Genomic DNA, 14,480 nt, shown 5'->3' on the forward strand with positions numbered 1-14,480 from the left:
ATCACGTGTTATATAATATAAACTTTGGTATTGGCTGGGCAAGTAGTGGTGTTGAATATGCACAAAGCTATCGCGCACAAATGATACGCGCACTTAATATTCCTCAGAAATATGTCTTTCTGGATTTTATTTCTGCTGAAAATATTCAGACGTTAACCCATCATCTGGGATATAAAGATGATGAGATTATTTGGCTGTATCAATACTTTACAGATATTAAGATTGCACCGACAACATATACTGTAGAAGACGTGAAGCAATCTATAGAGGTGCCGGTTGAGCGTGTAGAAGAGCAGGATAAAATCGTACGTCTTTATTTTGGTAATCAATTTGCGACCTGCTATTTAAAGGATAAGGGAGCGCCGTATGTCGATCGTGTGGAATTTGTGGACAATGGAAATTTAATACGAAAAGACTATTTTTCATATACACGTATTTACTCGGAATACTTTGTTCCGGTAAATAGTACGGCGACCATCTACATGCGTCAGTTCTACAATGAAGATGGTTCGGTTGCATATAATGAGTACATTAAAAATAATACTTCTGTCTTCAAGATTAATGGCCAGACGCTTTTTGGACGTACAGCATTCATTGATTATTTCATGTACAGCTTAAATCTTTCTGCAACAGACACCGTCATTATTGATCGAGCAACGGAACTTGGTGAACCGCTGTTCAGACATATTGGTGATGCAAGGCTTGGTGTAGTAATTCATGCTGAGCACTTTAGTGAGAATGCGACAGATGATGATTATATTCTCTGGAATAATCATTACGAATATCAGTTTAGTAAGGCAGAAAAAGTTGATTTCTTTATTACTGCAACTGAGCGTCAAGCTGAAATTCTGCGTAGACAGTTTAAGCATTATTATGATTTAACACCGCGTGTTGAAGTCATTCCTGTAGGTAGCTTAGATAAATTACCTGAGGGAGCGCGTGTACCATTTTCAGTGATGACAGCTTCACGTTTAGCAAGTGAGAAGAATATTGAATGGCTTATTCGTGCGGTTGCTGCATGTAAAGCTAGTATCCCTGAGATTCAGTTTGATATATACGGGGAAGGTGGCGAACGTCAGAAACTGGCCGATTTGATTGAGGAACTTGGTGCTAGTGACTATATTCATTTGAAAGGTCATTACCGATTAAGCGATGTCTATCATAAGTATGAGCTTTTCCTTACGGGTTCAACTAGTGAAGGATTTGGCTTAACATTGATGGAAGCGGTTGGTTCAGGACTTGGTATGATTGGTCTTGATGTGAACTACGGCAATCCAACGTTTATACAACACACAAAGAATGGCTTCCTGATTCCTTATCAGTCTCATGCAGCTCAAATAAATGTGATTATTGAGCAGTATGTTCGTGCGATAGAGACTTTCTTTGAAGCGCCTGATAAGTATCACGACGCGTCTTATAAGATTGCATGTAGGTTTAAGACAGCAGTGATTCAGGAGAAATGGCGCAAACTTTTACTTGAGGAGGAAGCACATGATTAATCTGTTCCTTCAATTTGATGCAGATAGTATTGCTATCTATAACTCTCAGCAAGTAGCCGGGTTAAAGATTCCGACAATCGTTATTTTTGATGATGGCTTCCTGCCGCAGGATATTATGACACCGTATAAGTTCTTTGCGGGCATAGGACATAAACGTGTTCACGGAAGGTATTTTAATGCTCTGGATATTCCGGAATATTATGAGATAAGAGGAGATAATCAGCAGGCAAAGGTCATTCATATGACTAAAGAATTAGCACATATTCATTACCGACGTGACTATAAGCGACGCATTATTGAACGTGTAGACTTTCTGGATGACAATCAGCAGGTGATGATGACTGAGTATTATAATCAGTACGGCGATAAGTTTAAAGAAGTGAATTATAATGAGACTGGACTTGCAATCTTTGAACGCTTTTTTGATGAAGCGGGACGAGAAATCATCTATATCAATCACCGCACACAGTCCATTAGTCTGCGTCATAACGGTAAGGAACGAATGTTTTCTTCGATGGAGGATTTCCTGAGTTATTATTTGGAGTGTGCAAAGGTTGATACATCACAATTTATCATTAACCGATTATCCCTGCCGTTATTTACCGTCCTTAAGCAAGGAGAAGGCCGAGATATTCTGTACTGGCAGGAAGATACGGAGCACGTACCGGAAAACATGCGCTATGCATTAGAAGATGTGAAGCATCGCAAGTTTAAGGTTGTTGTACCAAAAAAAGCTACATACAATCTATTAGTACAACAACTGCCTGGTAAGAATATTATTCAGACAGGCTATCTATATAGATATATGCGCAACTGGACTAACACACGCAATGTGGCCATCCTTACAAATTCGGATTCTATTGCACATCTGGAAGCAATCATCACAGCCTCTCCGGATTATACGTTCCGTATCATGGCCATCACTGAAATGTCAGGTAAACTAAAAGCTCTGATGAAGTATCACAATGTTCATCTTTATCCGAATGCCTCAATTGAAGCAATTCGTGATGTGTATCAGCAGTGCAGCATCTATCTAGATATCAATGATGGTAATGAGATTATGAATGCAGTGCGTTCAGCATTTGATTATCAGCAGGTGATTTTAGGCTACAAAGAAATCGCACATAATCAGACCTTCACACATCCTGACTGCTTATTTGCAAAAGCCGATTATAAGCACTTGATTGAAAGACTCAACCAGTTAAAGACTGATCAAGCGATTGAACAAGCTGTACTGGCACAAAGAAGCGCAGCAGGAGAAGCGGAGCTCGAAACATTCGTATCGGTCTACCAATAGATGTAGTGCAATATAAAAATATTTAAAATAATTAAAAAATAATAAAAAATAGTTAAAATTTTTCATCTTACACTATAATCAAGGATAAAAATACATTATAATGAGTAAAGAGAATGATAAAACTTGATTAAAATCATAAAACTAAAGGAGTCTTACATGAAATTAAAATTTGCACTTGCTACTTCGTTACTTTTATTACCGGCTACAACTCAAGCTTATGCTGATACTGCGCTATCAACAATTGATCAGGAAAGTGCTTCAGTGAAATATCAGAAAGCAACTTCAGCACAACCAAAAACTTTGATGACGCAAAGTATGGTAAATGATTTTAATACAGGTAAATTAATCAATACAAAGAAATTAAACTTAGAATTTGTGAAGTTAGTGAACCAGAATCGTAAGAAGAATGGTGTAGCACCAATCGTCTATAACGCAAAATTACAATCTGGCGCTAACATTCGTGCGAAAGAGCAAGCGGCAACAAGACAAATTAGTCATACACGTCCAAATGGTACATTGTTCAATACAGCATTCACACCATCAGTTCGCCAAATCGTAAAGGCTGAAAACGTAGCATTTACTTACTACAACTTCAATGCCTATACTTTAGTTTCTGAGAAGTATGTTGCTCAAAAACTATACCAATTATGGTTCAACTCATCTAAACACCGTAAAAACATGTTAAACAGCTCTTATAAAGGGACTGCTATCGCATTTAAATATGCAAACGTAACAGGTGCGAAGTACACTTACGGATACGGTGCACAAATTATTAGTAAATAATTAGAGGCTGGGACTAAGTGTTTTACCACAAGCAAAAACCGAGCAAAACTAATAAATCGCGTTTTGATTTATAGTTTTTGCTCGGTTTTTGTCGTAGTGGTAACTTTTGTTCCGCCGTTTGGACTGATAAACATAAGAGGAAGAATACTTTTTTTATGTGTCGAAACACGTATTCAGTGGTATGAAGTAATGTAGAAGAATTGGAGTGAGTGATATGCAGGACATAAAAGTAACAGGTGCAAATCAAAATAATCTTAAAAATGTTAGCTTAACGATTCCAAAACATAAGATAACGGTATTTACCGGTAAGTCTGGCTCTGGCAAGTCTTCGCTTGTCTTTGATACGATTGCGGCTGAAAGCACGAGATTACTCAATGAAACCTATAGTACTTATATTCAGAATCAATTGAATACACCACGCAAACCGGATGTTGAAAAGATTGAGAACTTGCCGGTGTCGATGGTGATCGGTCAGGACAGAATTGGTGGCAATGCACGTTCAACGGTTGGCACAATTTCTGATATTTATTCAACAGTCAGATTGTTATGGTCAAGAGTTGGAGAACCGTTTGTCGGTTATTCTATGGACTATTCATTTAATAATAATAATGGTATGTGCCCGCGTTGTATGGGACTTGGTTATGTAGAGGATATTGATTTAAATGAACTGATTGATTTTGATAAGTCGCTCCGTGAAGGGGCGATTAATTTCCCTTCATTTGGTCCAGATACATGGCGCGGACGAAGATATTTAAATACCGGTCTGTTTGATAACGATAAACCTTTAAAAGATTACACGAAAGAAGAGATGGAGCTGTTCTTGTATCAGGAACCGATGAAGATCGAGAATCCACCGCATAACTGGCCGAAGTCTGCGAAGTATGAAGGGCTGATATATCGTTTCAGAAGAAACTTTTTAACGCAGGATTCTTTTGAGAAAAAACGCTTTAAAAAAGATATCGACCGCGTCGTAACAGAACAAGTCTGTCCTGAGTGCGGTGGTGCCAGATTAAATCACCGCGTGCTGCAAAGTAAGATTAACGGGATGAATATTGCACAGTTCTGTGATTTAACGATTAGTGAGGCATTAGATTTTCTCGATAATATCCATGACGAAAAGGCACAATACATCATTGAAACCTTGAAAAAAAGAATGGCTGCGATGAACAAGATTGGACTCGGTTACTTATCATTAAATCGTGTAACGACGACTTTATCGGGTGGAGAATCTCAGCGTATCAAGCTCATCAAACATCTGATTAGTCCGCTGACTGATATATTATATATTCTGGATGAACCAAGTGTTGGCTTACACCCACAGGATATAGAGAATATTACAGAGATTATTTATGAACTTAAGAAAAAAGGCAACACGGTCATCATTGTGGAGCATGACCCTGATGTGATTAAGATTGCTGATCACTGTGTAGATATTGGACCGGATAGTGGAAAACAAGGTGGACAGATTACCTTTGAAGGAACGTATGATGCGTTATTACAGTCTGATACAGCAACTGGCAAAGCACTTTCTGCCAGGCACTCATTGAAGCAACAACCGCGTAAAGCAGAGCAATTTATAAAGATTAACAATATCACGAAAAATAATCTGAAGAACGTGTCCGTCAAACTTCCACGACATGCTTTAACAGTCGTGACAGGTGTTGCAGGAACGGGTAAGAGTACATTGATTAAATCGGGTCTTTCAGGAGATGATGTCATCCTGATTGATCAGAAGCCGGTTCAGGCGACGAGCCGCTCGAATTTGATGACTTATCTCGATATATTTGATGATCTTAGAGATTACTACAGTAAGCATACAGGACTATCGAAAAGTATGTTTAGTTTTAATTCAAAAGGTGCGTGTCCTGAATGTAACGGAAAAGGCGTGAAATCGACGGAGCTTGCGTTCATGTCAGATTATGTTGAAGTATGTGAAGCGTGCAACGGGAAAAGATATTGCGAGGAAGTGCTTGAGGCTAAAGTGGATGGTTATTCTATAGCTGATGTCCTGGATTTAACCGTTGAAGAAGCGATAGCGTTCTTTGGTGACTCGGCAATTAAAGAAGTACTTGAAGCAGTGGCACAAGCTGGACTTACATATTTAACGATTGGCCAATCGCTGGATACTTTGTCAGGCGGGGAAGTACAACGTGTGAAACTGAGTTATCATTTACGAAATAAAGTAAGCGATAAAATATTTATCTTCGATGAACCGACGACAGGACTTCATGAGAGTGACATTCATGCACTAGAGACGATCTTTGATGATTTAATTGCACGTAATAATACTGTTATCGCAATTGAGCATAACTTAACCATCATGACCATTGCAGACTGGATTGTTGATGTTGGACCACTGGCAGGACTTGCAGGTGGTAAGGTATTATATAACGGAGAGCCGAAAGGTTTGTTTGAGGTAGAAGACTCTTATACTGCAGAACATCTTAAAGCATATATAAATAAAGGCTGAGACATGCGTCTCAGCCTTTTTAGATGACTTGTCGTTCGATTGCGCGTAACGTGTTTAAGAAATCTACGATCTCATCAAAGTGATCACCACGATGATTATAATGATATTCGATAAAATAGATTGCATCTGCTAATTTCTGCGGTAAGTCATATTGCAAATTCATGCCGGACTTAAACCTTTTGAAGTCAACATGTGCTAATTCATCTTTATATTTATTATAAAAATCGATGGTTTCTTCTAAGCCATACGATAAAATTAAATTTAATCGTTCTTTTTGTGTAAACATACTATCAACTCCATGCTAGACATGTTACCTCATGAATATTGATATACGATAAATTTAAAGTAAATTATATGTAAATTAATGCGCTGCGATGTCTTTGATGAAATTTTTCATTTGTTCATAATCGTTGACTGACTTTGATAAAAAGAACTTTTTCTGTTTTGTGACAAGGAGATTTCGCTTTTTTGTAATTGCTTCGCCAGTAAATTTTAAGCCACGCCATGTTTCTTTCTTTATTTTAATATCGCGAATATAAAATACTTCATCCAGTGGTTTACTAAATAGTGCTGAATGCATGAATGTGTAGAGTTCACCTGCGGTACTGTCACTTTCAGCCGTACTTGCTGTTCCCTTATTATCACGCATAAAGTCGCCTGAGTAGATAGGCAAGTCATGAATCTTTACATTCGGACGTGTGAATATTGCTAAATACAAGTGATGATCAGTCACATCACCGATGAAGAGTTCTTCCTGTCTTTCGTTATATCTTACAAGCAGTTCAACTATCCAGAAAGTAAGTGCGATAAGCAGTAAAATGACGACTAGTACGATGATCCATGAAGGAATATGAGTCATCTCGCTTATACTTTCTGTGAAAAAGAAATCCAGCGTAAACGGCAGTACACTATAAATATCCGGGAATAACAGTACCACGACCATCTGTAATAATTGTTCAAAGATTAATAGGACGAAAATAACAAACAAAGTTGTATAGAGAAATGGTAAAAGTTTATTTACAGGTGTTCTAGAAAAAATCATTGATAAACCTCGATTCATTTTTTTTACATCAATAAGATTAACACGATTTTAGTTTTTTTGTATAGTTTTTGTGTAGATTTTGCATAGCCTCGTGTTTAGAGGGTATATTTAAAGAAAATCACGTCATAAAAGGGGATAATCGTATGAATTGTAACTGCAAAAAGTCAATCGGCGCAGCTGTTCTTGTAGCAGCAAGCGGTGCACTTTATTATTTCTTAACACAAAACCAAAAACAAAAGAACGAGGGGCAGCAAGTGAAAGGTAATGAAGGGAAACAAAAAAGCGTGAATGTTGAACTTGTAAAACCAGAACCGACACCACCTGAAGCGGTAGGTAAAGAATTTCATATGCCGCACTTTATGGTGAAGAACTTAGTCGTGACTCCGGATGATGACGGTGTCGCATTTCGTCTTGATTATCGTATTGACCGTGTACTATATAATTACTTGATGCACAATACACCACATTATCGCTTTAGATTTACTTTACCAAGTGAATTAAAGCCATACTTCGAAGGGAACGGTACAGCGAAGATGTTAGGAGAATTAGTGTACGGTACTGGAGAGAAGTCAGATTACAGCGTAACATTTAAATTTAAGAAAAATGATGATATCGCAAGCAGTAAAATGCATGAAATCAGTGAAACGACAGGACCTTATCATTTAGATATCGTTGACGAACAGTTGAAGGTATTAAATGAATACGATGATGTTTATGCAGCTGCTAATTTAATTAGATTCTAAAATTTTAGGCATCACGGTCATATATGGCTGTGATGTTTTTTGATGAGTGAGGTGAAATGGGGATGTCGGAGATGGTTGCGATAAAGTCAAAATATCGCAATCATTCTGCGTAACATCACCCTCTAACCCTCCATCCAACCAAAAAAGCCACCCTGATTTAAGAGTGGCTTCACATAACATCATCTATCCAGTTGGTGCTTTACCTTCCTGGTAAATATTGCGCCATCCGTCTTTTTTACTTAACATTTCTTTCGCGATTGCTTGTGCGCCTTCAAGTGAATGGCTTGCTGCCCAGCCGCATTGAACTTCATTACATGCTGGGACTTCTGTTGCGCGAAGTACATCATTTAATGTTTTCTCTAGTACTACAAGTACATCTTCATAATCGTCATGATTGATTAATGAAAGATAGAATCCTGTTTGACAACCCATTGGAGAAAGATCGACTACTTTATCTGTATGATTACGGATATTTTCTGCCATTAAATGCTCTAATGAATGTAAACCAGGCATCTCCATATGTTCTTTATTAGGTTGTTTGAAGCGGATGTCATATTTATGGATCACGTCACCATTAACGCCTTCTTTCAGCCCGGCTAAACGGACGAAAGGTGCATCAACGATTGTGTGATCTAGATTGAAACTTTCAACGTTCATTTTCTGTGTCATAATAGCCCTCCTAAATTATTGAAGTAATTCAAATCCTGCTTTTAGATCTTCAAGTAAGTCCTCACTATCTTCAATACCCACTGAGATACGAACTAATCCATCTGTAATGCCTAATTCTAAACGGCGTTCACGTGGAATTGAAGCGTGTGTCATCTGACTTGGTACAGAGATTAAACTTTCAACGGCACCTAGTGATTCTGCTAATGTAAAGTATTTTAATGATTTCACAAGTAATTCAGCATTCTCTTTAGAACCGACATCAAATGAAATCATACCGCCATATCCATTACTTTGAGATTCATGAATTGCTTTACGTTCTGCATCAAGTAATGACGGATGGAAAACTTTCGTTACTTTTTCATTGTTCGTTAAATAATCAACGATCTTCATCGTTGTTTTTTCTGTTTGTTCCATACGCAGTGCAAGTGTTTTAATTCCACGTACGAGTAAGAAGCTGTCTTGTGGTCCAAGAACGCCGCCAACTGAGTTCTGGATAAAGTGAATTTGCTCAGATAATTCAGGTGTACGAGACACAAGCAGTCCTGCTACGACATCACTATGTCCACCAATATATTTTGTTGCTGAATGCAGCACAATATCAACACCTAAATCAATTGGATTCTGGAAGTATGGTGTCATGAATGTATTATCTACGACTGAAATTAAGTTATTTTCTTTAGCAATTTCAACCATTGCACGAATATCTGTTACGTTCAGTAATGGATTAGTCGGTGTTTCGATATAGAGCATTTTCGTTTCTTTTGTAATGGCTGCTTTAACCGCTTCAACGTCTGTTGTATCTACAAACGTTGACTTAATGCCGATGCGATCGAAGACTTTCGTGAATACACGATAAGTCCCGCCGTATACATCACTACCTACAACGATGTGGTCACCTGCATTCAGTAACATCACTACAGTTGAAACTGCAGCCATCCCTGATCCGAATGCAAATCCCTCGTGTCCATGCTCGATATCAGCGATTAAAGTTTCTAACGCTGTACGTGTTGGATTTTTTGTACGTGAATATTCATAACCTTGACGTAAATTACCGATGCCGTCTTGTTTATATGTGCTCGTTTGATATATTGGTGTATTCACAGAACCTGTATATGCGTCAGTTGTCTTGCCACCGTGAATCATCATCGTTTTTTTATTCATTGTTATTCTCCTTCGATATTAAAGATTTCTTTTGATAGATATCTGTCGCTTGCATCCGGGAAGATGACGACAATATTTTGGTTAGTAAAGTGTGCTTGCTGGTTGAGTGCCGCTTGAAGTGCAGCACCGGATGAACTGCCTTGCATTAACCCTTCAAGTTTAGCAAGTTCTGATACTTTAGTAAAAGCATCGATATCAGAGACTGTTTCAACAGCATCGATTAATTCTTTTGGTAAGAACGCTGGCCAGGCTTCAACCCCGATACCTTCTGTACGATGACTGCCTGACTCACCGCCATTTAAGATAGAACCTTCTGGCTCCACAATCACTTTATGGGCATCTTTAAAGTAATGTGCAAGACCTGTAAACGTACCGCCGCTTCCTGCACCGGCAACGATCATATCCACACGTCCGACCGCTTTAATAATTTCATTTGCCAATCCTTCGTAACTTGACGGGTTGTCAGCTGATTCGAATTGATTCGTAAAAAATGCACCAGTTTCATGGGCATATTTCAGTGCTTCCTCACGGGCAAAGAGCATCCCTTTTTCGGTAGGGGTATTAATGATTTCTGCGCCAAGTGCACGCATGATACTTTGCTTCTCCACACTGAATTTCTCCGGAACATATACGCGTAACTTCAAATCAAACTTTTGACAAACAAGTGCTAAGCCGATTCCAGTATTACCGGCAGTCGCTTCAACGACTAAACCGTTCTTGATATCACCACGCGCTAATGCTTTCGTAATAATATTGAATCCAAGGCGATCTTTCACTGAGCCGCCTAAGTTGTGGTTTTCAAGTTTAGCAAAAATACGGTTCCCTTTATTGAGTGGAAATGCAGTGATTTCAACCATTGGGGTATTACCGATGAGGTCGAATGGTTTTTGGATTGTCTTTTTCTTAAGTACTTGCAAGTGTGCAAAGCGATTCAGCTGCACATCCTCATAGTCAAAGCCATTACGCTCTGCAATATGCATCATCGTCTCTTTCAATGGATAATATTCTCGGTTAAGATCTTCAACGAGATTGTTAAACCCAAGTGATGTGTATTGTGTAATCATTTCCTGCTTTTCTGCAGCAGAATTAAAGATGGTATCAAGGATAATTACGCGTCCTTCATCATTTAAAAGTTCAGCATACTTACCGAGTGCGATATCCTTTTCGATATCTGTTAAATGATGAAAGGCAAAAGAAGAGATAAATGTATCGGCAGGTTCGGGTTTGAAGTGTAGAAAGTCACCACGTTCAAAAGCAATCCCTGTCTTCTGTTCACCAATCGCTGCCATTTCTTCACTCGGTTCGATAGCACGAACACCTAAACCTTTAGCGAGTAATTTACGCGTCATATTACCGGTACCTGGACCGAATTCAACAACCGTACCAGTTGCTTGTTTTACAGCCTGCTCAATCATAAAGTCATAGTTGATAAACACATCATGATACTCTGGATCCTGACCTGAGACAAAATTATCATATTCAGTCGCCCAGTCTTTAAATATATCCATAAAGGGTAAACTCATATTAGTATTCGCTCCTACATTATAATTAATCTTATCGGTTAACTCGGAATTAATAATAACATGCACTGTGTGATAACACAATAAAATAGTTTGTGAACACAGTCACAATATAGTATAATATTACTATTACATATTTTTGAAAGCTGGTGACGCATGAAAAGGATCGTTGTATTGCCTTACGATAGTATATGGCAGCATTTATATTTAGATGAACTGAGAAAGCTTAAAGCAAGCATTAAAGAACATGCAGACAACATCATGCACATCGGCTCAACCGCAATACCAGGGATGTGTGCGAAACCGATCATTGATATGATGATTGTCACTAAAAGTCTTAAGCTTTTTGATACACAGCACGAGGCACTGCTTCGACTTGGATATGAGCGTGTTTCACCAGAATTTAAAGAGGGTCTTCAATATGTTAAGCGTTTTTCAGGTGACCGCACGCATCAACTATATATTTTTCCGGTGCAGCATGTAAAGATTGGAGAGATGGTCGCTTTAACAGCATATTTAAAGTATTTTCCTGGTGAAATGGAACGCTATAATAATGTCAAAAGAGAGCTTGCGAAGCTATATCCGTTTGACGTTGAAGCATACGAACAATCAAAAATAATATTTATAACAGTGATGACGGTCAAAGCCGTTGATTGGTATAAAACACGTAATGAACAGGATTTTTCAATTTTATAAAAATTTTTAACTGGAAAGGACAATGAATGTGCTTTCCTTTTTTATTTGTATGAATCATACAATTTTAGTGGAATATTTGTTATTATTACTAAATAAATGCACTTTTAAAGGAGTCTATCAAATGCCGTCAATATTAATCGTAGAAGATGAAATTGAAATTGCTGAACTAATTAAATTTATACTGAAGCGTGAAGGATTTAACACCGTTGATATTGCTTCAACTTTTAATCAGGCAAAAGAGATGATCATAAATCCTTATGATGCCTATTTGCTGGACATTAATTTAGGTGATGGGTCGGGTTATGACCTGGGAAATGATATTCGTAAAATAACTGACGCACCGATTCTCTACGTCTCAGCTAATACGCAGGATCGTGATAAGATTAAAGGTTTCCAAAATGGTGCGGATGACTATATCACTAAACCTTTTAATCCGATGGAGCTTGCAGTAAGAGTAAAAGTCAACGTTGATCGCTATTTAAAGACTGGAGGTGCGCGTAATGCACTGTTTAACTTTGATGAGCGCAACGGCGAACTGACTGTACGCGATCAGAAATATTTATTATCTGGGAAACAGTATTTATTAATGCAGTATCTCTATGAGCATAAAGACGAGATTTGTACAAAAGAGCAGATTTATGAAGCTGTGTGGGAGAATCAGTTTGTCGATGATAATACAGTGATGGTACATATTCGGAAGCTAAGAGAGAAACTTGAGGAAGACCCGAGTCACCCAAAACTGTTAGTAACTTCACGTGGTGTAGGTTACATCCTTAATACAGGTACACGTCAATGAATATCAGCAAAAAATTTATGATACGCTTTATTCGTTACTTTTTAATTTTTTATTTTTCAGTGACTTTCATCATCTGTTCATTTTTCGTATATTTTTTATTTTCGACAGAACAGAATTTCTTTGAAGAGGATTTGCAGGTAGTTGACTCGTTTACGATGAGCCAGTATTTTAAGATGACGAAAAACAGTGCACAACCCCATAAAAATATGCTGAGTTATGTCAAGAAGCATGACGGCATCATTATCGTCAAAAATAAACAGGGGAAAATTATCTATTCCTCACAAAGTGATTATCACTTGCGTCCACTCTATACTTATAGCTCTGAAGAGCTTACAACATGGGAGATGCCAGGTGGTCAGCAAGTACTTTATCTGCAGCATGTCACATTAAATAGAGCGAAGCATCAACTTGAACAAGGTGATAAAGATGCAAAATCATTTATTGAAACCCATCAGCTCGCATTGTTTGAAGCAGACAAGTCACGCCTTAATAAAATATATGGCGCTTTTGATAGTGATGTGATCAATGACAATCTATTCAAGCATAAGAACCATGATAATTTTCAGCAGTATTTTTATGTGAACTTTGTAAAGGACAATAAGCATTACTATGTTGTTCAGAAGAATCCTGAACCTGAGGATACAAAAGAAATATTTGCAGAGAATAGTTTTTTGTATGACGAAGATTTTATTTATATTGTTAAGAAATTTTTCGTATGGTATGCGTGGATGAATCTTGTTGTACTACTTGCGATACTTGCATTATCATTTTTCATCGGTAGTCGTTTAGCGCAGCCGTTACGTCATTTTTCATTGTGGCTTGACCGTCTGGCTAAGGGTGATTACACGGTACTCAATAATGACAAAATCTATAAGAATGGCAGACTCCGTAGAAAGTATCGTATGTATAGTTCGATAGATGGTGCGATCGCGAAGCTTACCGGTAAACTCGCTGATGATAATAACTACCAGCGCAAGATGAATATTCAGCGTGAAAACTGGGTGCGAGGTATTACGCATGATTTAAAGACGCCGCTTAGTTCAATCTATGGCTACGCTAAAATATTAAATAGTGACATGAATCTTGAAGTAGGTGAGCAAAAGAAATTTATCGGTATTATTGAAGATAAAGCGCTATATATCGATCAGTTACTCAAAGACTTAAACATGGTATACCAGCTAAAAAGTGATGGCATACAGTTCCATACCGAAGAGACACCACTTGCAGCCTATATAGAAGCATTCGTTTCGCAATATGGGAATAAAGGCTTAAGTTATGTCCACAAAGAAAATGCTGAAATCCATATCGATAAATCACGTATGGACCGTGTACTGACGAATATTGTATCGAATAGCTTTACCCATAATACGAGTGTAGAAGTATGGATTAATACTTATATGAACGGTGATAATGCGGTGATTGAGATTGCGGATAACGGTCAAGGTATCCCTCAGGAAGAACTCACACATATCTTCGAGCAATTTTACCGAGGGAAGAAAACTAATGAACATCATAACGGCAGTGGTCTCGGATTAGCGGTAGCTAAAGAAATCGTAGAATTACATGATGGTACGATAGATGTTGTAAGCTCAGTGGCTGGAACAAAGTTTTTAATTACATTACCAGCAAAAGCATATTGATATTTGACAGAATTTATTGAGAACTATATAGTTAATATTAAAATAATAACTTATCAAGACGGATCGAGGGAAGGGCCCGATGACATCCAGCAACCTGCGTAACGTAAGGTGCTAATTCCTACAGCGAGAGCTGGCAGATAAGGACGTGTAGACATTCCTATCTG

Annotated in this window: 13 protein-coding genes and 1 riboswitch; of the genes, 8 read left to right on the forward strand and 5 right to left on the reverse strand. The window is 38.0% G+C overall.

Annotated features, from left to right (window positions below; genetic code table 11):
• The first annotated feature begins 5 nt into the window (after positions 1–5).
• The 4 genes from gtfA (at position 6) to ACMGE6_RS06110 (ending at position 6,049) form a co-directional block, all read left to right on the forward strand.
• A complete protein-coding gene (gtfA, locus tag ACMGE6_RS06095; RefSeq protein ID WP_414053145.1) occupies positions 6–1,499 on the forward strand; it encodes an accessory Sec system glycosyltransferase GtfA in 1,494 nt (497 codons plus the stop codon).
• Positions 1,492–2,796: an accessory Sec system glycosylation chaperone GtfB gene (gtfB, locus tag ACMGE6_RS06100; RefSeq protein ID WP_414053146.1), complete on the forward strand. Its 1,305-nt coding sequence runs from the start codon at positions 1,492–1,494 to the stop codon at positions 2,794–2,796. The genes gtfA and gtfB overlap by 8 nt, the downstream gene beginning before the upstream one ends.
• 156 nt (positions 2,797–2,952) lie before the next feature.
• Positions 2,953–3,579, forward strand: a complete 627-nt coding sequence (locus ACMGE6_RS06105) for a CAP domain-containing protein (RefSeq protein WP_414053147.1) — start codon at positions 2,953–2,955, stop codon at positions 3,577–3,579.
• Between the two features lie 214 nt (positions 3,580–3,793).
• Complete coding sequence (locus tag ACMGE6_RS06110; protein WP_414053148.1) at positions 3,794–6,049, forward strand: ATP-binding cassette domain-containing protein; 2,256 nt, start codon at positions 3,794–3,796, stop codon at positions 6,047–6,049.
• A 19-nt stretch (positions 6,050–6,068) separates the two neighbouring features.
• Here ACMGE6_RS06110 and ACMGE6_RS06115 read toward each other — a convergent pair whose 3' ends face one another.
• Both ACMGE6_RS06115 and ACMGE6_RS06120 read right to left on the reverse strand, forming a co-directional pair.
• The gene (locus ACMGE6_RS06115; protein WP_414053149.1) at positions 6,069–6,335 is read right to left on the reverse strand and encodes a hypothetical protein; all 267 of its coding nucleotides are present in this window, start codon (positions 6,333–6,335) and stop codon (positions 6,069–6,071) included.
• Positions 6,336–6,410: 75 nt separating this feature from the next.
• Positions 6,411–7,091, reverse strand: coding sequence for a hypothetical protein (locus tag ACMGE6_RS06120; RefSeq protein WP_414053150.1), 681 nt, complete (start codon positions 7,089–7,091; stop codon positions 6,411–6,413).
• Positions 7,092–7,234: 143 nt separating this feature from the next.
• On the opposite strand from ACMGE6_RS06120, the gene ACMGE6_RS06125 reads away from it, so the two are divergent.
• A complete protein-coding gene (locus ACMGE6_RS06125; protein ID WP_414045642.1) occupies positions 7,235–7,834 on the forward strand; it encodes a hypothetical protein in 600 nt (199 codons plus the stop codon).
• A 183-nt stretch (positions 7,835–8,017) separates the two neighbouring features.
• Here ACMGE6_RS06125 and ACMGE6_RS06130 read toward each other — a convergent pair whose 3' ends face one another.
• The 3 genes from ACMGE6_RS06130 to ACMGE6_RS06140 are packed head-to-tail and all read right to left on the reverse strand — an operon-like array spanning position 8,018 to position 11,187.
• Positions 8,018–8,503, reverse strand: coding sequence for an S-ribosylhomocysteine lyase (locus ACMGE6_RS06130; protein WP_414053151.1), 486 nt, complete (start codon positions 8,501–8,503; stop codon positions 8,018–8,020).
• 15 nt (positions 8,504–8,518) lie between these two features.
• On the reverse strand, positions 8,519–9,664 hold the full coding sequence (locus tag ACMGE6_RS06135) for a bifunctional cystathionine gamma-lyase/homocysteine desulfhydrase (RefSeq protein ID WP_414053152.1): 1,146 nt from the start codon (positions 9,662–9,664) through the stop codon (positions 8,519–8,521).
• Positions 9,665–9,666: 2 nt separating this feature from the next.
• Entirely contained in the window at positions 9,667–11,187 is a 1,521-nt protein-coding gene (locus ACMGE6_RS06140) for a pyridoxal-phosphate dependent enzyme (protein WP_414053153.1), read from the reverse strand.
• 153 nt (positions 11,188–11,340) lie between these two features.
• Between ACMGE6_RS06140 and ACMGE6_RS06145 the strand changes: the two genes are divergently transcribed.
• The 3 genes from ACMGE6_RS06145 to ACMGE6_RS06155 all read left to right on the forward strand — a co-directional run bounded on the left by ACMGE6_RS06145 (position 11,341) and on the right by ACMGE6_RS06155 (position 14,316).
• Entirely contained in the window at positions 11,341–11,880 is a 540-nt protein-coding gene (locus tag ACMGE6_RS06145; protein ID WP_414053154.1) for a GrpB family protein, read from the forward strand.
• 121 nt (positions 11,881–12,001) lie between these two features.
• Positions 12,002–12,676, forward strand: coding sequence for a response regulator transcription factor (locus ACMGE6_RS06150; protein ID WP_414053155.1), 675 nt, complete (start codon positions 12,002–12,004; stop codon positions 12,674–12,676).
• 131 nt (positions 12,677–12,807) lie between these two features.
• Positions 12,808–14,316: a sensor histidine kinase gene (locus ACMGE6_RS06155; protein ID WP_414053156.1), complete on the forward strand. Its 1,509-nt coding sequence runs from the start codon at positions 12,808–12,810 to the stop codon at positions 14,314–14,316.
• A 47-nt stretch (positions 14,317–14,363) separates the two neighbouring features.
• A riboswitch (SAM riboswitch) is annotated at positions 14,364–14,460 on the forward strand.
• The last annotated feature ends 20 nt before the right edge of the window (positions 14,461–14,480 follow it).

This window comes from Macrococcus equi (assembly GCF_047426745.1).
GTDB classification, from domain to species: Bacteria; Bacillota; Bacilli; order Staphylococcales; family Staphylococcaceae; genus Macrococcoides; species Macrococcoides equi.

What these genes read in the sequence shown, in the direction of transcription:
- ACMGE6_RS06150 (WP_414053155.1), top strand. Translation starts at nt 12,002, where the DNA reads ATGCCGTCAATATTAATCGTAGAAGATGAAATTGAAATTGCTGAACTA.
- gtfB (WP_414053146.1), top strand. Translation starts at nt 1,492, where the DNA reads ATGATTAATCTGTTCCTTCAATTTGATGCAGATAGTATTGCTATCTAT.
- ACMGE6_RS06120 (WP_414053150.1), bottom strand. Translation starts at nt 7,091, where the DNA reads ATGATTTTTTCTAGAACACCTGTAAATAAACTTTTACCATTTCTCTAT.
- ACMGE6_RS06135 (WP_414053152.1), bottom strand. Translation starts at nt 9,664, where the DNA reads ATGAATAAAAAAACGATGATGATTCACGGTGGCAAGACAACTGACGCA.
- ACMGE6_RS06140 (WP_414053153.1), bottom strand. Translation starts at nt 11,187, where the DNA reads ATGAGTTTACCCTTTATGGATATATTTAAAGACTGGGCGACTGAATAT.
- ACMGE6_RS06130 (WP_414053151.1), bottom strand. Translation starts at nt 8,503, where the DNA reads ATGACACAGAAAATGAACGTTGAAAGTTTCAATCTAGATCACACAATC.
- ACMGE6_RS06125 (WP_414045642.1), top strand. Translation starts at nt 7,235, where the DNA reads ATGAATTGTAACTGCAAAAAGTCAATCGGCGCAGCTGTTCTTGTAGCA.
- ACMGE6_RS06105 (WP_414053147.1), top strand. Translation starts at nt 2,953, where the DNA reads ATGAAATTAAAATTTGCACTTGCTACTTCGTTACTTTTATTACCGGCT.
- ACMGE6_RS06145 (WP_414053154.1), top strand. Translation starts at nt 11,341, where the DNA reads ATGAAAAGGATCGTTGTATTGCCTTACGATAGTATATGGCAGCATTTA.
- ACMGE6_RS06110 (WP_414053148.1), top strand. Translation starts at nt 3,794, where the DNA reads ATGCAGGACATAAAAGTAACAGGTGCAAATCAAAATAATCTTAAAAAT.
- ACMGE6_RS06115 (WP_414053149.1), bottom strand. Translation starts at nt 6,335, where the DNA reads ATGTTTACACAAAAAGAACGATTAAATTTAATTTTATCGTATGGCTTA.